The 19,059-nt window shown below is 71.4% G+C and carries 18 protein-coding genes and 4 pseudogenes; 13 read left to right on the forward strand and 9 right to left on the reverse strand.

The window, feature by feature from the left end:
• Positions 1-57: 57 nt before the first annotated feature.
• Entirely contained in the window at positions 58-1,224 is a 1,167-nt protein-coding gene (gene hsaA, locus BJF79_RS14955; RefSeq protein WP_075898129.1) for a 3-hydroxy-9,10-secoandrosta-1,3,5(10)-triene-9,17-dione monooxygenase oxygenase subunit, read from the reverse strand.
• Between the two features lie 147 nt (positions 1,225-1,371).
• Here hsaA and BJF79_RS14960 point away from each other — a divergent pair.
• The 7 genes and pseudogenes from BJF79_RS14960 to BJF79_RS14980 all read left to right on the forward strand — a co-directional run bounded on the left by BJF79_RS14960 (position 1,372) and on the right by BJF79_RS14980 (position 5,010).
• Positions 1,372-2,531: pseudogene (locus BJF79_RS14960) on the forward strand (Rieske 2Fe-2S domain-containing protein).
• Positions 2,528-2,770, forward strand: coding sequence for a ferredoxin (locus tag BJF79_RS14965; protein WP_075898003.1), 243 nt, complete (start codon positions 2,528-2,530; stop codon positions 2,768-2,770). Before BJF79_RS14960 ends, BJF79_RS14965 begins: the two are co-directional and overlap by 4 nt.
• The gene (locus BJF79_RS14970) at positions 2,763-3,587 is read left to right on the forward strand and encodes an SDR family NAD(P)-dependent oxidoreductase (protein WP_075898005.1); all 825 of its coding nucleotides are present in this window, start codon (positions 2,763-2,765) and stop codon (positions 3,585-3,587) included. The genes BJF79_RS14965 and BJF79_RS14970 overlap by 8 nt, the downstream gene beginning before the upstream one ends.
• Positions 3,584-3,940, forward strand: a pseudogene (locus BJF79_RS14975) (SDR family NAD(P)-dependent oxidoreductase); the annotation flags it as partial. The gene BJF79_RS14970 and the pseudogene BJF79_RS14975, both read left to right, overlap by 4 nt.
• Before the next feature lie 77 nt (positions 3,941-4,017).
• Positions 4,018-4,104, forward strand: a pseudogene (locus tag BJF79_RS66885) (short-chain dehydrogenase); the annotation flags it as partial.
• Between the two features lie 72 nt (positions 4,105-4,176).
• Complete coding sequence (locus tag BJF79_RS59965; RefSeq protein ID WP_262402074.1) at positions 4,177-4,377, forward strand: hypothetical protein; 201 nt, start codon at positions 4,177-4,179, stop codon at positions 4,375-4,377.
• A gap of 135 nt (positions 4,378-4,512) precedes the next feature.
• Positions 4,513-5,010, forward strand: coding sequence for a hypothetical protein (locus tag BJF79_RS14980; RefSeq protein ID WP_075898007.1), 498 nt, complete (start codon positions 4,513-4,515; stop codon positions 5,008-5,010).
• A 58-nt stretch (positions 5,011-5,068) separates the two neighbouring features.
• Here the strand turns inward: BJF79_RS14980 and BJF79_RS14985 are convergent, their stop codons facing one another.
• Positions 5,069-6,700 (reverse strand): AMP-binding protein, encoded by a 1,632-nt coding sequence (locus BJF79_RS14985; RefSeq protein WP_075898009.1) that lies wholly within the window; start codon positions 6,698-6,700, stop codon positions 5,069-5,071.
• A 468-nt stretch (positions 6,701-7,168) separates the two neighbouring features.
• Between BJF79_RS14985 and BJF79_RS66890 the strand changes: the two are divergent.
• The 6 genes and pseudogenes from BJF79_RS66890 (at position 7,169) to BJF79_RS15010 (ending at position 12,422) form a co-directional block, all read left to right on the forward strand.
• Positions 7,169-8,490: pseudogene (locus BJF79_RS66890) on the forward strand (ABC transporter substrate-binding protein).
• A gap of 13 nt (positions 8,491-8,503) precedes the next feature.
• Positions 8,504-9,454, forward strand: coding sequence for an ABC transporter permease (locus tag BJF79_RS14995; RefSeq protein WP_262402039.1), 951 nt, complete (start codon positions 8,504-8,506; stop codon positions 9,452-9,454).
• A complete protein-coding gene (locus BJF79_RS15000) occupies positions 9,447-10,481 on the forward strand; it encodes an ABC transporter permease (RefSeq protein ID WP_075898013.1) in 1,035 nt (344 codons plus the stop codon). The genes BJF79_RS14995 and BJF79_RS15000 overlap by 8 nt, the downstream gene beginning before the upstream one ends.
• A gap of 8 nt (positions 10,482-10,489) precedes the next feature.
• Positions 10,490-11,461: an ABC transporter ATP-binding protein gene (locus BJF79_RS15005; RefSeq protein WP_075898015.1), complete on the forward strand. Its 972-nt coding sequence runs from the start codon at positions 10,490-10,492 to the stop codon at positions 11,459-11,461.
• Positions 11,461-11,712 (forward strand): ATP-binding cassette domain-containing protein, encoded by a 252-nt coding sequence (locus tag BJF79_RS59980; RefSeq protein ID WP_262402040.1) that lies wholly within the window; start codon positions 11,461-11,463, stop codon positions 11,710-11,712. Before BJF79_RS15005 ends, BJF79_RS59980 begins: the two co-directional genes overlap by 1 nt.
• A 5-nt stretch (positions 11,713-11,717) precedes the next feature.
• Positions 11,718-12,422 carry an ABC transporter ATP-binding protein gene (locus tag BJF79_RS15010; RefSeq protein WP_262402070.1) on the forward strand — a complete coding sequence of 235 codons (705 nt, stop codon included), beginning with the start codon at positions 11,718-11,720 and terminating at the stop codon, positions 12,420-12,422.
• Position 12,423: 1 nt separating this feature from the next.
• On the opposite strand, the gene BJF79_RS15015 is transcribed toward BJF79_RS15010, so the two are convergent.
• The 7 genes from BJF79_RS15015 to BJF79_RS15040 form a co-directional block, all read right to left on the reverse strand.
• Positions 12,424-13,230 (reverse strand): hypothetical protein, encoded by an 807-nt coding sequence (locus BJF79_RS15015; RefSeq protein WP_143219938.1) that lies wholly within the window; start codon positions 13,228-13,230, stop codon positions 12,424-12,426.
• Between the two features lie 179 nt (positions 13,231-13,409).
• Positions 13,410-14,042, reverse strand: a complete 633-nt coding sequence (locus tag BJF79_RS15020; RefSeq protein ID WP_075898017.1) for a pyridoxamine 5'-phosphate oxidase family protein — start codon at positions 14,040-14,042, stop codon at positions 13,410-13,412.
• 124 nt (positions 14,043-14,166) lie between these two features.
• The gene (locus BJF79_RS15025) at positions 14,167-14,958 is read right to left on the reverse strand and encodes an ABC transporter permease (protein WP_075898019.1); all 792 of its coding nucleotides are present in this window, start codon (positions 14,956-14,958) and stop codon (positions 14,167-14,169) included.
• A 28-nt stretch (positions 14,959-14,986) separates the two neighbouring features.
• A complete protein-coding gene (iscB, locus tag BJF79_RS15030; RefSeq protein ID WP_262402041.1) occupies positions 14,987-16,513 on the reverse strand; it encodes an RNA-guided endonuclease IscB in 1,527 nt (508 codons plus the stop codon).
• Positions 16,514-16,718: 205 nt separating this feature from the next.
• A complete protein-coding gene (locus BJF79_RS59985; protein WP_262402042.1) occupies positions 16,719-16,853 on the reverse strand; it encodes a hypothetical protein in 135 nt (44 codons plus the stop codon).
• A gap of 99 nt (positions 16,854-16,952) precedes the next feature.
• Positions 16,953-17,891: an ATP-binding cassette domain-containing protein gene (locus tag BJF79_RS15035; protein ID WP_262402043.1), complete on the reverse strand. Its 939-nt coding sequence runs from the start codon at positions 17,889-17,891 to the stop codon at positions 16,953-16,955.
• 283 nt (positions 17,892-18,174) lie between these two features.
• The gene (locus BJF79_RS15040) at positions 18,175-19,056 is read right to left on the reverse strand and encodes a DUF4097 family beta strand repeat-containing protein (protein ID WP_075898023.1); all 882 of its coding nucleotides are present in this window, start codon (positions 19,054-19,056) and stop codon (positions 18,175-18,177) included.
• Positions 19,057-19,059 lie beyond the last annotated feature (3 nt).

Consider the following 19,059-nt stretch of genomic DNA (forward strand, 5'->3'; position numbering starts at 1 on the left):
CCAGCCGCCCGCCCGCCCGTTCACATCGGGCGGCGGGCGGTGCGCCGGCCGGGGTCCTCAGACGAGGTTGTCCTCGACGGCGAGGCCGAACTGGCCGCGGCCGTACATGGACAGGGCGCGCTCGACGTCGTTGGCGACGTGGACGCTGCCCGCGTGGGCGTCGCGCCAGGCGCGCTCGATCACGTGGCCGCGGCGCAGCGAGTTCCCGCCCGCGGTCTTGAACAGGATGTCGATGGCCTCGATGGCGCGTTCGGTGCCGCGCACCTGGTCGCGGCGGGCGCGCAGGCGCGACTCCATCGGAATCTCCTCGCCGCGCACCGCGTGGCCGTAGATGTCGCGGACGTTGCGTTCGGTCTGCAGGACGGCCGCGTCGATCTCGGACGCGGCGCGGGCGACGGCGACCTGCGCGAACTCGTCCTCCACGAAACGGCCGCCGCCGAGGCTCAGCCGGATCCGGTCGCGCATCTGCGCCACGTACGAGCGGTAGCACCCGGCGGCCATCCCGATCACGCTGGACGAGACCGTCGTGGTGAAGATCGTCCCGAAGGGGAGCCGGTACAGGGGGCCGGTGTTGACCTTGTGGCCGGGGGCGCGGAGCCGCGCCTGGTCGTAGTTGCGCATCGCGCGGTGCGCCGGGACGAACGCGCGGTCGACGACGATGTCGTCGCTGGCGGTGCCGCGCAGGCCCATCGAGTCCCAGACCTCGCGGACCTCGTAGTCGGCGCGGGGCAGCAGGACGGTCATGAAGTCGACGGGCCGGCCCTCGGCGCCGACGACCAGGCCGCCGAGCAGGACCCAGGACGCGAACTCGCAGCCGGAGGAGAACGCCCACCGGCCGGAGATCTCGAAACCGCCCTCGACCGGGACGAGCCGCCCGATCGGGGCGTAGGAGGAGGCGATGAGCGTGTCCGGGTCGTTCTCCCACACCTCGCGCTGTACCGCGTCGGGGAACAGGCCGAGGTGCCAGGAGTGGACGCCGAGGACGGCTGTCACCCAGCCGGTGGATCCGCAGGCTCCGGAAACGTCGCGGACGACGGCGTAGAAGTCGGACGGATCGCCCTCCGCGCCGCCGTACCGGGCGGGCTGCAGCATGCGGAACACGCCCGCGTCGGTCAGCCCGCGGACGGTCTCGGCGGGAATGCGGCCCTTGTCGTCCACGGCCCGGGATTTCTCGGCGATGCCCGGCAGCAGTTCGCGCACGCTGTCCAGGACTTCACTGCTCATCTGCCCTCCTTGTCCGTTCGTGCAGCAGACCACGCGCCGCCGGACGGGCGTGCGGAAACGTCCCGGCCAGCGGGACCGGCCCCCGTAGGTCGTGACCTGCGACATAGCGTTCGGACATCTCGTCCATAGCCGAAGGGATGATCCACCGTGACCGCTGCCGAGTCGGACGCGATCCGCCGCATCGAGGCCGAGGCGATTTCCAGCCGGTTCGCCCGAGGATGGCATTGCCTGGGCCTCGCCGAGAAGTTCAAGGACGGCAAGCCGCACACGATCAACGGGTTCGGCCAGAAGCTCGTCGTGTTCATGGGCGAGGACGGCAAGATCAACGTGCTGGACGGCTACTGCCGGCACATGGGCGGCGACCTGTCCGCGGGCACCGTCAAGGGCAACACGATCGCGTGCCCGTTCCACGACTGGCGCTGGGGCGGCGACGGCCGCTGTAAGGGCATCCCGTACTCGCGTCGGGTGCCGCTGCGCGCGCGCACCGCCGCCTGGCCGACCATGGAGCAGGACAAGCTCCTGTTCGTCTGGAACGACCCGGAGGGCAAGCAGCCCCCGGCGGACGTGACGATCCCCGTCATGGAGGGCGCCACCCGCGACGACTGGACCGACTGGCGCTGGACGGAGCAGGTCGTCCACACCAACGCGCGCGAGGTCATCGACAACGTCGTCGACATGGCGCACTTCTTCTACATCCACCAGTCGTTCCCGACGTTCTTCAAGAACGTGTTCGAGGGCACGAGGCGACGCAGATCATGAAGGGCGTGACCCGGGAGGACTCCCGGCGGCAGCGCGAGGGAAGCAGCGGCGGCGGCGGGCCCCGGATGCTCGGCAACACCTCGATCGCGACGTACCACGGCCCGTCCTTCATGATCGACGAGCTCACGTACCACTACGAGGGCTACGACCTGAAGTCCGTCCTGATCAACTGCCACTACCCGATCGACGAGAACTCGTTCTCGCTGCACTCGGGCATCATGGTCCAGCACAGCGAGGCGCTGCCGCCCGCCGCCGCCGAGGCGACCGCGGAGAAGCTGTCGACGTTCATCCTCGCGGGCTTCCAGCAGGACGTGGAGATCTGGAAGAACAAGACCCGCATCGACAACCCGCTGCTGTGCGAGGAGGACGGCCCCGTCTACCAGCTCCGCCGCTGGTACGAGCAGTTCTACACCGACGTCGCCGACGTCACGCCGGAGATGACCGACCGGTTCGAGTACGAGATCGACACGACCCGTCCGGTCGAGTCGTGGCAGAAGGAAGTCGACGCGAACATGGCCCGGATGGACGCCGAGGAGGCCACGGCGTGACGGTCCGCTCCGACGAGCGGCTGGACGGGGCGCCGCTGCGCCCCGTCCGGTGCCGCCGCTGCGCCGGGGAGGTGCTGGCGCGCAAGGCGAGCTGGGAGCAGACCAGCATCCAGTGGACGGCCGAGGCGCGCGCCGCGTGCACCGGCCTGGACGAGGACGAGCACGGCACGTGCCCGGCGCTGCGTTCGGCGATCCAGGAGGCGGCGCTCAACGGGAAGATCGAGGTCCTCGATGACTGACGCTCCGGGGCGGCGGCCCCGGGGGCGGCTCGCCGGGCGCGTCGCGGTCGTCACCGGCGCCGGGGACGGCATCGGGCGGGGCGTCGCGCGCCGGTTCGCCGCCGAGGGCGCGCGCGTCCTGGTCGCCGAGCTGAACGCCGACGCCGGTGCGAAGGCCGCCGCGGAGCTGACCGCGGAATTCGGCGCCGACGCCCGGTTCGTCCACACCGACGTGACCGTGAAGGCGCAGGTCGAGGCGATGGTCGCGACCGCCGTCGACACGTGGGGTTCGGTGGACGTCCTGGTCAACAACGCGTGGGGCGCGGGCACGACGAGCCGCGTCGAGACCAAGACCGACGAGCAGCTCGCGCGGGGCTTCGCGATGGGCTACTACGGGCCGCTGTGGGCGATGCAGGCCGCGTTCCCGCACATGAAGGCGCGCGGCTGGGGCCGTGTCATCAACATGTGCTCGCTCAACGGCGTCAACGCGCACGTCGGCACACTGGAGTACAACTCCGCGAAGGAGGCGCTCCGGACGCTGACCCGGACGGCCGCGCGCGAGTGGGCGCCGACCGGCGTCGTCGTCAACGCGCTCTGCCCTGGCGCCAAGAGCGCGGCGTTCCGCCGCACGGTGGCCGAGCATCCCGAGATCGAGGCCGCCGCCGACGCCGCCAACCCGATGGGCCGGCTCGGCGACCCCGAGGACGACATCGCGCCCGTCGCGCTGTTCCTCGCGAGCGAGGACGCCCGCTACCTGACCGGCAACACGCTGTTCGCGGACGGCGGTTCGCACATCAACGGAGTCGCGTGGACTCCCGACCTGGACGGAGAAGGATGATCGACAAGTACGGGCCGTGGGCCGTCGTCGCCGGAGGTTCGGAGGGCGTCGGTTCCGCGTTCGCGCACCGGCTGGCGGACGCGGGCGTCAACCTCGTGCTGATCGCCCGCAAGCCCGGCCCGCTCGCCGAAACCGCCGAGTCCGTCCGGAAGAAGGGCGTGCAGGTCCGGACGCTGGAACTCGACCTGGTCGCCGCGGACCCGGTGAAGGCCGTCCGGGAGGTCACCGACGACATCGAGGTCGGGCTGCTGATCTTCAACGCGGGCGCCAACAGCTACGGGCACGAGTTCGTCACCGGCGACCTCGACCGCTTCCAGGGCGTCATCGACCTCAACATCACCGCGCAGCTCGCGCTGACGCAGCACTTCGCCGCGCCGATGAAGGAGCGCGGACGCGGCGGCATCCTGCTGGTGGCTCGCTCGCCGGATACATGGGCCAGGCGCAGATCAGCGTGTACTCGGCGGTCAAGGCGTTCGGGCGCGTGTTCGCCGAGGGCCTGTGGCTCGAACTGCGCGAGCACGGCGTGGACGTCCTGGAGCTGGTGCTCGGCGTCACCCGCACGCCCGCGATGGAACGTGCCGGCCTCAACATGGACATCCCGGGCATGAACGTCGCCGACCCGGACGACGTCGCCCGCGAGGGCCTCGAACACCTCGGCGACGGACCCGTCTGGGTCGCCGGCGGCAACTACCAGGCCGCGCAGAAGCGCAGCGGCTTCCCGCGCGCGGACAAGGTCGCGGGCGCGCACGAGGCGATGAAGCGGATGCTCCCGCCCGAATCCGGCAAATAGCCGGGACGGCGGGCGTAGGGCGGCTCGCATGGACGCATACGTAGTGCAATCGGTTGACCACGTCGAGTATTGACTTCAAGGTCGCTCCGGGATGTGATTCATGGTGATCAGCCGTTCGAATCCGGAGGTGTCACCATGCGTTTTCGCCTGCCCGCCGTCCTTTCCGCCGCCGTTTCCACGGGTCTCGGGGCCGCCGTCGCGGTCGTCCTGACAGGACCCGCCGCGTACGCCGAGCCCTACCCGCCGGGCGACTACCTGATCGGGACGGGCGACGGCGAACAGTGCCTCAACAGCGCCGCCGAAGCCGACGCGCTCGCCACGGTCGGCTCCTGCGACACCGTCTGGCGCTTCCGCCTCATGTCGGACGGCATCCAGATCATCCGCGCGGAACCCGACGACTGCCTGGGCGTCGACCCGGCCGAAGTGTGGCCGCGCAACCTCGCGATCCGCTCGTGCGAGGAGGAGCCGACCCTCTGGTACGCGACGCACGCGGGCGACGACCGCTACGTGATCTCGCTCGCCACCGACGGTCAGCTCCTCACCTGGCAGGACGACGAGGAGAACGCCTTCCTCGTCCCCGAGCGCGCCGACCACGACCACCAGCTCTGGGTGTTCGAGCCCGTGGAGAACTGACGTTGACTTGCGGCGTGTTGCCCTTATCCGGTCGCTCATAAGGGCAACACGCCGCAGGTCAACGAACCGGCTCCAGCGGGACGAACTCGTCCGATCGGCGCACGTAGACCGGATCGCCGGTCGTCCAGGCCGCGTCCCGCAGGGTCCGCTTGACGACCTTGTTCGTCGGGGTGCGGGGCAGTTCCGCCATCACGCGCACGTACCTGGGCGCCTGCTTGGTGCCCAGGTCGGGCTGCCCCGCCAGGAACGCGGCGAACCCGGCCGGGTCGAACGGGCGCCCGGGCGCGAGCGTCACCGCCGCCATCACCTGGTCGCCGACGCGCTCGTCCGGGACCGCGTACACCGCAACGTCGACGAACCCGTCGAACCGGGCGAGCAGCCGCTCCAGCGGCGCGGCGGCGAAGTTCTCGCCGTCCACGCGCAGCCAGTCGTCGCCGCGCCCCGCGAAGTACCAGTAGCCGTCCGCGTCGCGGTAGGCCAGGTCGCCCGACCACACCCACCCGTTCCGGACGCGCTTCGCCGTCGCCTCCGGGTTTCGGTAGTACCCCTCGAAGCGCGCGCCGCCCCGCGTGTCGACGATCTCGCCCACGGCGTCGCCGGAGTTGGTGAGGCGACCGTGCTCGTCGAACTCGGCGGGCGGGCACTCGCGCAGGGTCTCCGGGTCGGCGACGATCACGCCCTCCTCCGCGACGCCCAGCGAGCCCGGCGGCGTCCCGGGGACGCGCCCGATGCGGATCTCGCCCTCGCTCGACCCGTACGAATCGATGACCGTGCACCCGAACCGCTCGGTGAACGCGTCGATGTCGCGCTGCGCCGCCTCGTTGCCGAACGCGATACGGAGGGGATTGTCCGCGTCGTCCGGCTTCTCCGGCGTCGCGAGGATGTAGCTGAGCGGCTTGCCGACGTAGTTGAAGAACGTGACGCCGTACCGCCGCACGTCCGGCAGGAACCCCGACGCCGAGAAGCGGCGCCGCAGCACCAGCCGCCCGCCGGTCGCGACGGCCGGGGCGATGCCCGCCATCAGCGCGTTCGAGTGGAACATCGGCATCGCCACGTAGAACACGTCGTCGCGGCCGAGGCCGCGCCGCGCCGCCTGCTGGACGGCGATGCGGCCGAGCCGTCCCTGGCTGCAGACCACCGCCTTCGGCGCCGACGTCGTCCCGGACGTGAAGATCAGGCAGAACACGGTGGCCGGATCGGCACCCGGCACCCCGTCGAGCGGCTCCGTGCGCGCGAGCCGTCCGGTGTGCTCGCCGGTGTCGATGACCAGCGGGGGCACGCCGGTCAGGCCGTCGAGCAGCGACGCCCGCGCCGTCTCGGTCACGACCGCGCCGCAGTCGGTGTGCGCGATGTCGCGCGCCAGCTCGGCGCCGCGCCGCGTCGGGTTCAGCTCCACCACCGCGACCCCGGCGAGCGCCGCCCCCAGCAGCCAGAACAGGTGATCGGGCCCGTTGTCGAGGAACAACCCGACATGCCAAGCCCCCGGCTCCCCGGCGGACGGGGCGCCGGTGCGCAGGTCGCGGACGAGCCCTGCCCGCAGCCGGGCCTCCGCGACGACCTCGCGCCACGTCCACGAGCGGTCCTCGAACGACAGGCCCGTCCGGTCGTCGCCGCCGCGCGCCGCGACCAGCTCGGCGAACGTCGGATCGTCCGCCGGGCGGTCGTCGCCCAGCACCCTGTCCTCGGCCATGCTCCTCCTTCGCCGACGCGTCCAGGCAGCGTCCGGCAGGAGGCCGGGGGCGGCGGAAGGTGATCCCACTGAGTGGGACCCGCTCCGTCCGGCGCCGGATGTGCTGTTTGTCTCGGTCCCGCCTTTGAAGGCGTTTCGGACCGCAGGAAACGCGGCCCGACGGCCACCACCTGGAGGGACGTGCAGACTTCCGCGAGCAGACGCTTCCGGCACGCCGCCGGGCTCATCGCCGTCGCGACGGCGGCGACGGCGTGCGCCTGGCAGTCCGGCGGCGGAACCGTCCGCGAGGACGTCCGGCCCGCCGAGTACCGCGTCGGCATGATCGGGAAGCAGCCGGGCGGGACGCCCGTGGACGGCGGCACCCTCACGGTCGCCGCCTACGCCGAAGCCGGGCTCCTCGACCCCGCCGAGACGATCGTCGCCGGGACCACCGGCGGCATCGAGATGGCCGCCGTCTACGACGTCCTCATGCGCTGGGACCCCGAGAGCGGCGAAGTCGTCCCGCAACTCGCCGAAAGCCTCGAATCCGCCGACGACGGCACCACCTGGACCCTCAAGCTCCGCGACGGCGTGAAGTTCAGCGACGGCACCGAACTGGACGCGGCCGCCGTGAAATGGAGCCTGGACCGGTACGTGCGCAAGGGCGCCGACGAGGCCGCGCTGTGGAAGGAGAACGTGCGGGCCGTCAAGACGCCCGACGACCGGACCGTGGTGTTCGAACTCGCGCACTCCTGGCCGTCCTTCTCGTTCATGCTGACGAGCGGACCCGGGATGATCGTCGCGAAGTCGTCCGACAAGGGCGAGAAGTTCGAGCCGGTCGGCGCCGGTCCGTTCACGTTCGAACGGTACGCGCCGGACGAGGAGATGGTCCTCAAGGCCAACGACCGGTATCGGGACGGCCGCCCGCACCTCGACCGCGTCCGGCTCGTCTACGTCGACGACCCCGACGCGCCCTCGCCACCCTCGACAGCGGGCGGATCCAGGCCGCGGTCCTGCGCGACCCCGTCATCGTCCAGGACGCGCTGAAGGCCGGCTACTCCGGATACCTCAACATGGTCTCGCTCGGGAACACCGCCGTCATCAACGCCACCCCCGGCCACCCCGGCGCCGACCCGCGCGTCCGCAAGGCCATGCACCTCGCCATGCAGCCCGAGGTGATCTACCGGCGCGCCTACCCGGGGACGGGCCTGGCGAGCAACGCGCTGTTCCCCGAGTTCTCCCGCTGGCACACCGACGCCGAGCCGCTCCCCTACGACCCCGGCAAGGCGCGCGAACTGCTCGCGGCGGCGAAGGCCGACGGCTACGACGGCAAGGTCACCTGGCTGGACGCACAGGACCCCGCGTCCCGCACCACCGCGCTCGCCGCGAAGGCGATGCTGGAGAACGTCGGCTTCGACGTCGAACTCGACCTCGTCCGGTCCATCGCCGACCAGATCACCAAGGTGTCGGTGAAGAAGACCTACGACGTGTCCGGCTGGGGCATCAGCTGGCGCGAGGCCGGGCCGTTCGCCCGGATGTACGCCACGCTGCACGCCAAGGGCAACCTCACCGTCGGCATGGCCACCACACCGAAAATGTCCGCGCTAATCGAGGAACTGCGCGGCGCCGAAGGCGAGGAGGAGCAGCGCGCCGTGATGGGCCGCATCCAGGAGCAGTGGAACGAGGACGTCCCCGCGCTCGCGCTCGGGCCGCAGCCCGAGCTGATCGCCTGGCCCGAACGCGTCCGGGGCGTCACCGGAACCGTGAACAGCATGGTCCTGCTGGACGACGCGTGGCTCGCGCGAGACTGAACCGGAGGTGAGCGTGCGCGACGCGGTGAGACGGCTGGTCGAGCTGGTGCTCGTCCTGCTCGTCGTCAGCATGGGCGCCTTCGCGCTCGTCGATCTGATGCCCGGCGACCCCGCCGTGGCCGTCCTCGGCGAGGGCCACACGCCCGCCGAATACCAGGCGCAGCGGGCGGAGATGGGGCTGACCGACCCGCTGCCCGCCCGGTACGCGCGATGGGTCGGGGACGCCGTCACCGGCGACCTCGGCACCTCGTTCGTCCCGCCCTACAACGACGTCGCCGGACGGATCGGCGCCGCACTCCCGGTGAGCATCGAACTCGCCGTCCTGGCGCTGCTCATCGCGCTGGCCGTCGCCGTGCCGCTGGCCATGTGGTCGGCGTACCGCGCGGGCGGACGCGTCGACCGGCTCGTCAGCGCGGGCACGTTCGCGATCCTGTCGGTGCCGAGCTTCCTCGCCGGGATGCTGCTCATCGCGCTGTTCGCCGAACGGCTCGGCTGGTTCCCGCGGCTCGAATGGGCGCGGCTCTCCGACGGGCTCGGCGACAACCTCTACCACGCGATCCTGCCCGCGCTGACGATCGCGCTCGTCGAGGTCGCCACGTTCACGCGCGTCCTGCGCGGCGACCTCATCACCACCCTGCGGGAGGACTTCATCCTCGCGTCCCGCGCCAAGGGCATGCCGCCCGTCCACGTGCTGCTGCGGGACGCGCTGCGCCCGTCCTCGTTCTCGCTCGTCACCCTGCTCGGCGTCAGCCTCGGCCGGCTCATCGGCAGCACGGTGATCGTCGAGCACCTGTTCGCGCTGCCCGGGATGGGCACGCTGATCATCGGCGCGGCCGACGCCGGGGACGTCCCCACGGTGCAGGGCGCGGTGCTGGTCATCGCCCTCATCTACGTGCTGGTGAACGCGCTGATCGACGTGTCCTACGGACGTCTCGACCCACGAATCAGGCGGGCCCATGTCTGACGCCTCCATCCTCTCGGCACCCGGGACCGGCCCGGCACGCTGGATCGGCCCGGCCGTCGCCGTCCCCGGGCTCGCCGTGCTCGGCGCGTCGGTGACGGTGCTCGCCGGCACCGGATGGCCGCAGCTCGCCGCCGTCCTCGTCGGCCTCGCCGCGTCCTACGCCGGCCTCGACCGCACCGGCCGGGCCCTGTTCGGCCCCGGCTTCGACCTGCTGTTCTGGCTGTGCGGCGCGTGGCTGATCGCCCTCGTCGGCGCCGCACTCCTCGCCCCGGTGCTGCCGCTCGGCGAGCACCAGGACATCGTCGCGACCCTCGACTCCCCCGGCATGGCCGTCCCCGACCTGTCCACCGCGCACCCGCTCGGCACGAACAACTTCGGGCTCGACCTGCTCGGCCGCCTCGTCTACGGGGCGCGCTCGTCGCTCGTGGTGTCGCTCGGCGCCGTCCTCATCGGGATGATCGTCGGCGGCGCCGTCGGGATCGCCGCAGGATACCTGCGGCGCGCCGACGCGCCCGTCGGCGTCCTCACCAACTCGCTGCTGGCGGTGCCGCCGCTCATCCTGCTGATCGCGCTCGGCACCGTGCTCGAACCGACGCTGACCAACATCGCGATCGCCCTGTCCCTGCTCGCGATCCCCAGCATGATCCGGATGGCGCGGGCGAACACCCTCGCGTTCGCGCAGCGCGAGTTCGTCCTCGCGGCGGAGATGCAGGGCGCGTCCCGGTGGCGCATCGCGACCCGCGAACTGCTCCCGAACGTCGTGCCGCCCCTCGCGTCCTACGGGATGGTCATGGTGTCGGTGCTGATCGTCGCCGAGGCGTCGCTCAGCTTCCTCGGGCTCGGCGTCCAGCCGCCCGCACCGTCCTGGGGCAACATGATCGCCGAGGGGGAGCAGAACAACGCGTTCACCGACCACCCGCACATCGTGCTCGTCCCCGGCATCACCCTCTTCCTGACCGTCTTCGCGTTCAACCTCGTCGGCGAGAAGGCCCGCAAGCGGTGGGACCCCCGGCAGGCGAAGCTCTAGGAGCGACGATGAATCCCCTCCTCACGGTCGACGACCTGCGCACCGAGATCGCCACCCCGCGCGGCCCCCTCAAGGCCGTCGACGGCGTCTCCTTCACCGTCGCCCCGGGCGAGATGTTCGGCATCGTCGGGGAATCCGGGTCGGGCAAATCCGTCCTCGGCCGCACCGTCATGGGCCTCTACACCACGGGGCCCGACATGACCGTCACCGGACGGGTCGTGCTGGACGGCACGGACGTGCACGCGCTCGCGCCCGCCGACCGCCGCCGCCTCTGGGGCACCCGCGTCGGCATGGTGTTCCAGGACCCGGGCACCGCACTGAACCCCGTCAAGAAGATCGGCCGGCACCTCACCGAGAGCCTGCGGCGGCACGGCCGCTCCCGCGCCGACGCGCGCGCCCGCGCCGAGGAACTCCTGCGCCTCGTCGGCATCCCCGAGCCCCGCCGCCGCCTCGGCCAGTACCCGCACGAACTGTCCGGCGGCATGCGGCAGCGCGTCGTCATCGCGATGGCCCTCGCCGGGGAACCCGACCTCCTCATCGCCGACGAGCCCACCACCGCCCTCGACGTCACCGTGCAGAAGCAGATCCTCGACCTGCTGGGGAAGCTGCAGTCCGAACTCGGCACCGCGATCGTCCTGATCAGCCACAACCTCGCGGTCGTCGCGGGCCGCGCCGACCGAGTCGCCGTCATGTACGCGGGACGGCTCGCCGAACTCGCCCCCGCCCGCACCCTCTTCGACGACCCGCGCCACCCCTACACCGAAGCCCTCCTCGCCTCGATCCCCCAGCTGCACGACCCGCCCCACACGATCCTGCGGGCCATCGACGGCGCCCCGCCGAACATGGCCGCCCCGCCGCCCGGCTGCCGCTTCGCGCCCCGCTGCGGGTACGCGACCGACGCCTGCCGCGCGGACGCACCACCGCTCGTCCCGTCCGGCGACCGCGCGTTCGCCTGCCACCACCCACGAGGAGGCGCCTGATGGCCGGAACCGGCACCGCGCACCTGCGCCCCGACGCCGCACCCGTCCTCGCCGTCCGCGACCTCACCGTCGAGTTCTCCGCGGGACGCGGCACCGTGCACGCCGTCTCCGGCGTCAGCTTCGACCTCCTCGACGGCGAGACCCTCGGCATCCTCGGCGAGTCCGGCTGCGGGAAGTCCAGCGCCGGACGCGCGTCCTGCAGCTGCCGCCGCCGACGTCCGGTTCGGTCCGCCTCGGCGACACCGAACTGACCGGGCTGCCCCGCGCCCGGCTGCGCGAACAGCGCGAACGCATGCAGATGATCCTGCAGAACCCGGTCGCCGCGCTGAACCCGCGCCGCCGCGTCCGCGACCTCGTCGCCGAGGGCCCGACGATCCGCGGCGCGCGCCCGTCCGCCGAACGCGTCGACGAGATCCTGCGCGCGGTCGGGCTCGACCCCGCGACCGTCCGCGACCGGCGGCCGCACGAACTGTCGGGCGGCCAGTGCCAGCGCGTCTGCATCGCCCGCGCGCTGATGACGGACCCGGACGTCCTCATCTGCGACGAACCCGTCTCGTCCCTCGACGTCTCCGTGCAGGCCCAGATCCTCAACCTGCTCGAACGCACCCGGGCCGAACGACGGCTGAGCATGATCTTCATCGCGCACGATCTGGCCGTGGTGAAGAACATCAGCGACCGCGTCCTCGTGATGTACCTCGGGAAGATCTGCGAGGTCGTGCCCTCGTCGTCGCTCGCGGGCGCCGCCCTGCACCCGTACACGCGGCTCCTCCTCGACTCCGTCCCCGAGGCGTCCGGCACGACCGCCGCCGTGGCGAGCACCGACCCGCCGTCCCCCCTCGACCCGCCGAGCGGCTGCCGCTTCCGCACCCGCTGCCCCCTCGCCACCGACCGCTGCGCCACCGAGGAACCCGAACTCCGCGAGCACGCCGACGGCCACCACATCGCCTGCCACCACGCCTGACTCAGCAAGCACTCCCGTAGGACCGATGCCGGTAGAACCGCCGGTCGACGGCGTCGTCGGGGATCAGCCGCCGCATGGCCTCGGCCCGTTCGGCGACCTGCCGCGCCTGCGCGGCGGACAACCGCCGCACCTCCCACAGCAGCGCGGCCACATCGGCGGCCGCGAGGTCTTCCGGAGGCTTCCCGCCGGGCATGCCGGTGACGGCCGCCAGGTCACCGGCGGGAACATCGAGCAGCGTGGCCAGGCCGGCCAGCCGGTCCGCGGTCAACTCGACCCGGCCCGACCCGATCCGGAAGATCGTGGAGGGCGACACGTACATGCGACCGTTCGAACCGGCCGCGAGAGCCTTCGCCGCCGCCGACGTCCGACCGAAGTTCCGGTTGGCGAACACCATGTTCGCGACCATCGCACCGAACCCTCCCTCGGACGGGTCGTACACCTTCCACGCCGCGTAAACCGCTCGGCGCGGCTCCTGTGGAAGGTCCTGCGCCAGCTCGCGCAACCGGGACCGCTGGTCGGCCGGGAGGCAGACGGCGTCGGTCACCAGGTCGCCGAGGAACTGCCCAGCGGACGCGTCCAGCGGGGCCAGCGCGTCCGGCACCGGCCGACCGGCCATCACGAACAGGTCCGCCGCATGCCAGTCCAGCGCCGGAGCCAGCGCCCGCAGTAAGGACGGGTCGGGACGGACGCCGTCGACGACGCTCCGCAGGTCGTCCTCCGAGACTCCGGCGTCCCGCGACAGCCGCCCGATTCCCACCCGCCGATGGTCGAGCAGCCGCCCCAACAACGTGCCGAAATCCGGAAACATCGCCATTCCTGGAGGTTAGTTCGCCGGGCACGGCAACGCCCCGCACCGAGGGTGCCGGTCAGCCGGGTATGCGGATTAAACCTGTGATCGGAGCAGAGGTAGCCGAAAACCGTGATGCCGATGGCCTGGACGACGCTTCCCGATGAAGTGCCCGGTCGCCGGGCGTCATGTAGCGGAGCTCAGTAGCGGTTCTTCTTCGCGTCCAGGTTGAGACCCGCGTCGATCACCTTGGCGGGAACTCCCTTGACGCCCATCTGGTCCTTGATGATCCGGCCGAGCGTGGGGAGGCTCCCGCGGTCGGGCCAGGTCTCGGGCTCCCACAGCGCGGAGCGCAGGAACGCCTTGGCGCAGTGCATGTACAGCTCCTGCACCTCGACGAGGAGCGCCAGCCGCGGCCGCTTGCCCTGGACGACCATGTCATCGAAGAACGGGGCGTCCGCGACGAGCGTGGCACGGCCGTTCACCCGGAGCGTCTCGTTCATCCCCGGGACGATGAACAGCAGCCCGACGTGCGGGTTGTGCAGGACGTTGCGGAAGTTGTCGACCCGATGATTGCCGGGGCGATCGGCGAGGGCGAGGCGGCGGTCGTCCAGCACCAGGACCGACCCGGGCGGGTCTCCCCTGGGGGAGACGTCACAGGTTCCGTCCGAGTTCGAGGTGGCCAGCGCCAGGAAGGGCGAGTGGGCGATGATCGTGCGCGCGTGCTCATCGATCCGAGCGATGTCCTTGTCCCAGATCGTCTGAGCCGGCTCCTTCACGATCTTCCGGAGCTCGGCCTCGGACGTCACCTCACGGATACCGGAGAGATTCATCTGGCGACTATAAGGCAAGCCTTACCTAAAAAGACACCCTTGTCCTCTCCCGTTCGACCGCCGCAGAGCGTGTCCGAGCCCGAGCGAGCCGGCCCCGCACCAGAGGTGCAGGGCCGGGAGACCGTCAGCGAGAAGTTGCGTGGTTGAAGCGGTACTTCGACCAGAGGTAGCCGAAGATCGTGATGCCGACGCACCAGCCGACGGCCTGGGCGCCGCTGTCTCCGATCGGGGCGCCCAGGAGGAGGCCGCGCAGGGTCTCGGTGAGGGGCGTGAACGGCTGGTACTCGGCGAACCAGCGCAGCGCGGTGGGCATCGTGTCGGTGGGGACGAAGCCGCTGCCGAAGAACGGCAGGAGCATGAGAAACATCGGGGAGTTGCTGGCGCTCTCGACGGTCTTGGCGGCGAGCCCCAGCCCCACGGTGAGCCAGGTGAGGGCGAGCGCGAAACCGATGAGCAGGCCGATCGCCGCCAGCCACTCGATCGGGGACGCGTCCGGCCGGAAGCCGATCGCCAGGGCGACGCCGACGACGACCACGATGCCGATCACGGCCTGGACGACGCTCCCGATGACGTGTCCGGTCAGGACGGACGGGCGCCAGATCGCCATGGTGCGGAAGCGGTCGATGATGCCTTCGGTCATGTCCCGTGCGACCGACACCGCGGTGCCCTGCGCCGCCGTGCCCATCGCCATTAGGATGATGCCGGGGGTCACGTAGTCGACGTAGGCCGCCCGCCCGCCCTCGCCGCCCGCGATGCCGTTCCCGAGGGTGCCGCCGAAGACGTAGACGAACAGGAGCAGAAACAGCACCGGCATGCCGATGAGCATCACCGTCATCGACGGGTAGCGCTGCATGCGCCGCAGGCTCCGGCGCAGCATCGTCGCCGAGTCGGTCAGGGAGTAGGCCACAGTGTTCATCGGTTCTTCTCCAAGGAGGCTCCAGCCTTCAGGCCGAAGAGGATTTGGACCTTCTGCGGAGCAGGGCAGGGGCCGTGTGTCCGCCCTGGGCGGATACGAGGCGACCGGCACGGCTCGCAGGCTGTTCGGGTCGGGTTTCGGGTCGGGTGGTGTAGGCGTAGCCGTCGGCGCGTTGCAAGAGGCGGACGTGGCGGTGGCCGATGCCCTGGACGGTCTCCGTGCCGGTGGTGATGTTGAACCGGCCGGTGGCGCGTACGGCCACCCGCCCGGTATGGGTGCCGGCTTTCTTCCCGGTGGGGACGACGGCGCGGACCAGGTCCCCGGTCTGGAAGCCGAAGAACCCCTTGACGCGGGGCAACCGCAACCGGGGGAACCCATGCCGGTCGGTACGGGTGCGGGCGTAGGAGCCGCGCCCGGCGCACCCAGCCACCAGGACCGTGTCGACGGTTCCGGTGATGCTGTCGAGGGTGCCGACGGCCAGGGCGTCCAGGGTGTGGGATTTGGGCAGCCGGCTGCGGGTGCGGTTCCATTTGGTGCGCCCGCCCGAACCGACGCTTGTGGGGAGGCGTTCGTCCAGGGCGCGCCACAGCACCCACCGGGTGGACTGCACCGCCGCCGCGTCCCGCAGCGGCGCCTTCGCGCGGGCTTTGATCGCGGCGGCCCTGCCGGGGGCGAACTCCTGCACGGGACGGTCGCTCTTGGCCCGGTTGCACGGGATGCAGGCGAGCACCAGGTTCGACACCCGGTCCGACCCGCCTTGAGAACGGGGGTGGACGTGGTCGATGTTGACCGGCACGCCGGCCGCGTCGCAGTAGACGCACGCCCGCCCGAATTTGGCCAGCAGGTACTCGCGGACTTCGAAGCCGTGCAGGGTGCCGTGCTGGTACTCGACTCCTTCCAGGGGGCGTCCGGCGGTGAGGGCGTGGGTGTCGAACGCGACCCGCTCCACGTGCACCGCCCGGACGGGGGCCCAGCGGGTGAGGCGGTCGATCCAGGAGACGGTGGTTTCCACTCGGTGCCGCAGCGACGGTGGCAGCCACCCTGACGGGCGGGCCCGGTCGCTGAAGCGGGGCGGCCGGTGCCGCAGGTTCCGCGTGCGGCGGCCACGCCGGTAGGCGGCCCGCTGCCGGAGTTTCTTGGTGATGGCCGCGCCGCGGTGGTCGAGCCGGATCGCGTACCGGCCGCGCCGCTCCCCGCCGCGGGCGGTGAACACCGCGATGCCGGTGTGCCGGGAACCGGGGTCGACACCGACTTCGACCCCGTCGATCTGTGATCGTTCGGCGGTGCGGTCTTTGAGGCGGATGACGAACGGGGTGTGGCGCGCCACCACCGCCCGTCCGGCATTGAGCAGCTTGCGTGCCCGGGCGGGTGTGGTGGGTTGCAGGGGTGTGCCGTGCTTGTCCAGGACGAACACGGCGGGTGGACGTGTGCGGGCCTCACGGCCCTGCTCCCCGGCCCCGGAGGGGCCGGGGGTGACGCCACCGCCGCCGGGTGGGGCGGCGGTGGTCTCCCCTCGACCATGGTGGACACCAGATGCCGCCTCGGCGGCGTCCACGCCCCGTTTCGTCCCTACTCCGGGGGTGTCTACTGACGCGGATTCCAGAGCGGCGGGCTGAGGAAGCACCCGCCGGTGGGTCTGCTGCCTTGTGTCCAACGTAGCCATCAAGGTCACCTCTCCTCTGCTGATGGCTGGGTCTGGTCAAACCGGCCTACCGGTCGGCTACGGCGATACGCCGTCACCTCGCGGCAAGCCCCGGCATTCAAGCCGGGGAGCGTTTGACGTCCATCGCGACCGACACCGCGCAGTGCCCTGCACCGCCGCGGCCTTCGCCATCAGGATGGCCGTTCCCGAGGGTGCCGCCGAAGAGGTAGACGAACAGGAGCAGGAACAGCACCGGCAATGCTGATGAGCATCACCGACCGGTAGCGCTGCATGCGCCGCAGGTTCCGGCGAAGCATCGTCGCCGAGTCGGTCAGGGAGTAGGCCACGGTGCTCATCGCTGCGGCTCCTGGTCGTTCCGGCCGGTGAGAGTGAGGAAGACGTCGTCGAGGTCGGGGGTGTGCACGGACATCTCCTCGACCTCGATCGACAGCTTGTCGAGGCGGGCGAACAGCTCGCGCATCGAGCGGACGCCGCCGTCGCTGGGCACCCGCAAGGACAGTTCGTCCTCGCCGAGCGCGGCGCCGTGCAGGCCGGTCGCGGCGGCGGAGAGGGCGGCGGGGTCGGCGAACCGCAGCTCGATGTGGCCGCCGGGGACGAGACGCTTGAGCTCGTCGGCGGTGCCTTCGGCGATCAGGCGGCCGTTGTCGAGGACCGCGATCCGGTCGGCGAGCTGGTCGGCCTCGTCCAGGTACTGGGTGGTGAGGAAGATCGTCACGCCGCTCGCGACGAGGTCGCGGATGGTCTCCCACATGGTGCGGCGGCTGCGGGGGTCGAGGCCGGTGGTGGGCTCGTCCAGGAAGATGACGGCCGGGCTCCCGACGAGGGTCATCGCCAGGTCGAGCCTGCGGCGCATCCCGCCGGAGTAGGTGGAGGCGGGTTTGCGGCCCGCCTCCACCAGGTCGAACCGTTCGAGCAGCTCGTCGGCGCGGCGCCGGGACGCGGCCCGCCCGAGATGGTGCAGGTCGCCCATCAGGGCGAGGTTCTCCCGGCCGGTGAGCAGGTTGTCGACGGCCGAGTACTGGCCGGTCACGCCGATCGCCGCGCGGACGGCGTCGGCGTCCCCGGCGGGGTCGTGCCCCACGACCCGCATCCGGCCGGCGTCGGCGGGGATCAGCGTGGTGAGGATCTTCACGATGGTCGTCTTGCCCGCGCCGTTCGGGCCGAGCAGGGAGAAGATCGTCCCTTTGGCGACCCGCAGGTCGACGCCGTCCAGCACGATCTTGTCGCCGTACGATTTGCGTAGGCCGGTGGCCGTGATGACGGGTTCCACTGTGATTACTCTCCGTAGTCAATGAGGGGTGCGGGAGGTCCGCAGGGCCCGGACCGGCACGTCGTGCCGATCCGCGGGCGCCTGCCGGTCAGGTGTGTCGGTGGTTCTGGGACGACCCGGCGGTCGTCGTCCGAGCGTTCTCGGGGCAGCCCGAGATGGGGCGTCGGCGAGGACGCCCGGTCATGGGCGGCGCGTTCGGCGCGGATCGATCGTGGTGGGGGCGGGGCTCAAGTCAGGCTCTGGACGAGGTCGAGCGCCGCTCGATCGTTGTCGGGGGCGGGGGTCAGGCTCGGCGGACGAGGATGTCGGCGTAGCGGGTGCGGGCGCGGATCTCGACCAGTTCGGTGGCCTGGCCGGGATCGTCGGCGGCCTCCAGTTCGCTTCGTACGTTGCCGTGCTCGGAGTTCACCTCCAGCCAGGCCGCGGTCCCTTCGAGGACGCCGACCTCGATCTCGCCGAAGCCGGTTTCCAGCACGGCGCCGCCGCCCGCGGCTTCGCTGATCCGGACGCTGCCGTGCGCGGACTTCGCGTGGAGTTCGGCGTGCGAACGGCCGACCAGGACGTCGCCGTTCGCGGTGACGAGACTCGCCTGCCCGGTCACCGTGCCGACGGTGATGTCGCCGTTGGACGTCTTCACCGTCGCGGTCCCGTCGATCTCACCGAGCCGGATCTTCCCGGTGGCGCTCACCACTTCGATGTGGCCGGTGGCCCGGTTGACGGAGATCTCACCGGCGGCGGCGCGCAGTTTCAGGCGTCCCGTCTCCTGCAGCCGGACGTAGCCGGCGGCGGTTTCGAGGTCGGTGTCGCCGAGCCTGCCCTCGCCGCGGAAGTGGCTCCCGCTCCTGCCGGTGACCTGGGAGCCGGCGGGGAGGTCGATCGTCACCTCGATCGATGGCATGTTGCCGACGAGCGAGCGGACCTTGTAGCGGGGGGTCTTGACGGTCAGGCGCCCCGCCTCGAACTCGACGCGGCTCTGCTCGGCGGCCTGCACGTCGAGGTCGCGGGTGGGGTCGCTCGGCCGCACGTCCACCACGGTGTCGGCACGGTTCCCGGCGCGCAGGACGACCATGCCGCCCGCGACCTCGACGACGGCGACGATCGGGTCGGGGGTGTCGAACGTGTACGTGCGGACACCTTGTTCGTGTCCTTCGGGGTCGGTCTGCATCTC

Source organism: Actinomadura sp. CNU-125 (assembly GCF_001942465.1).
Taxonomy (GTDB): domain Bacteria; phylum Actinomycetota; class Actinomycetes; order Streptosporangiales; family Streptosporangiaceae; genus Spirillospora.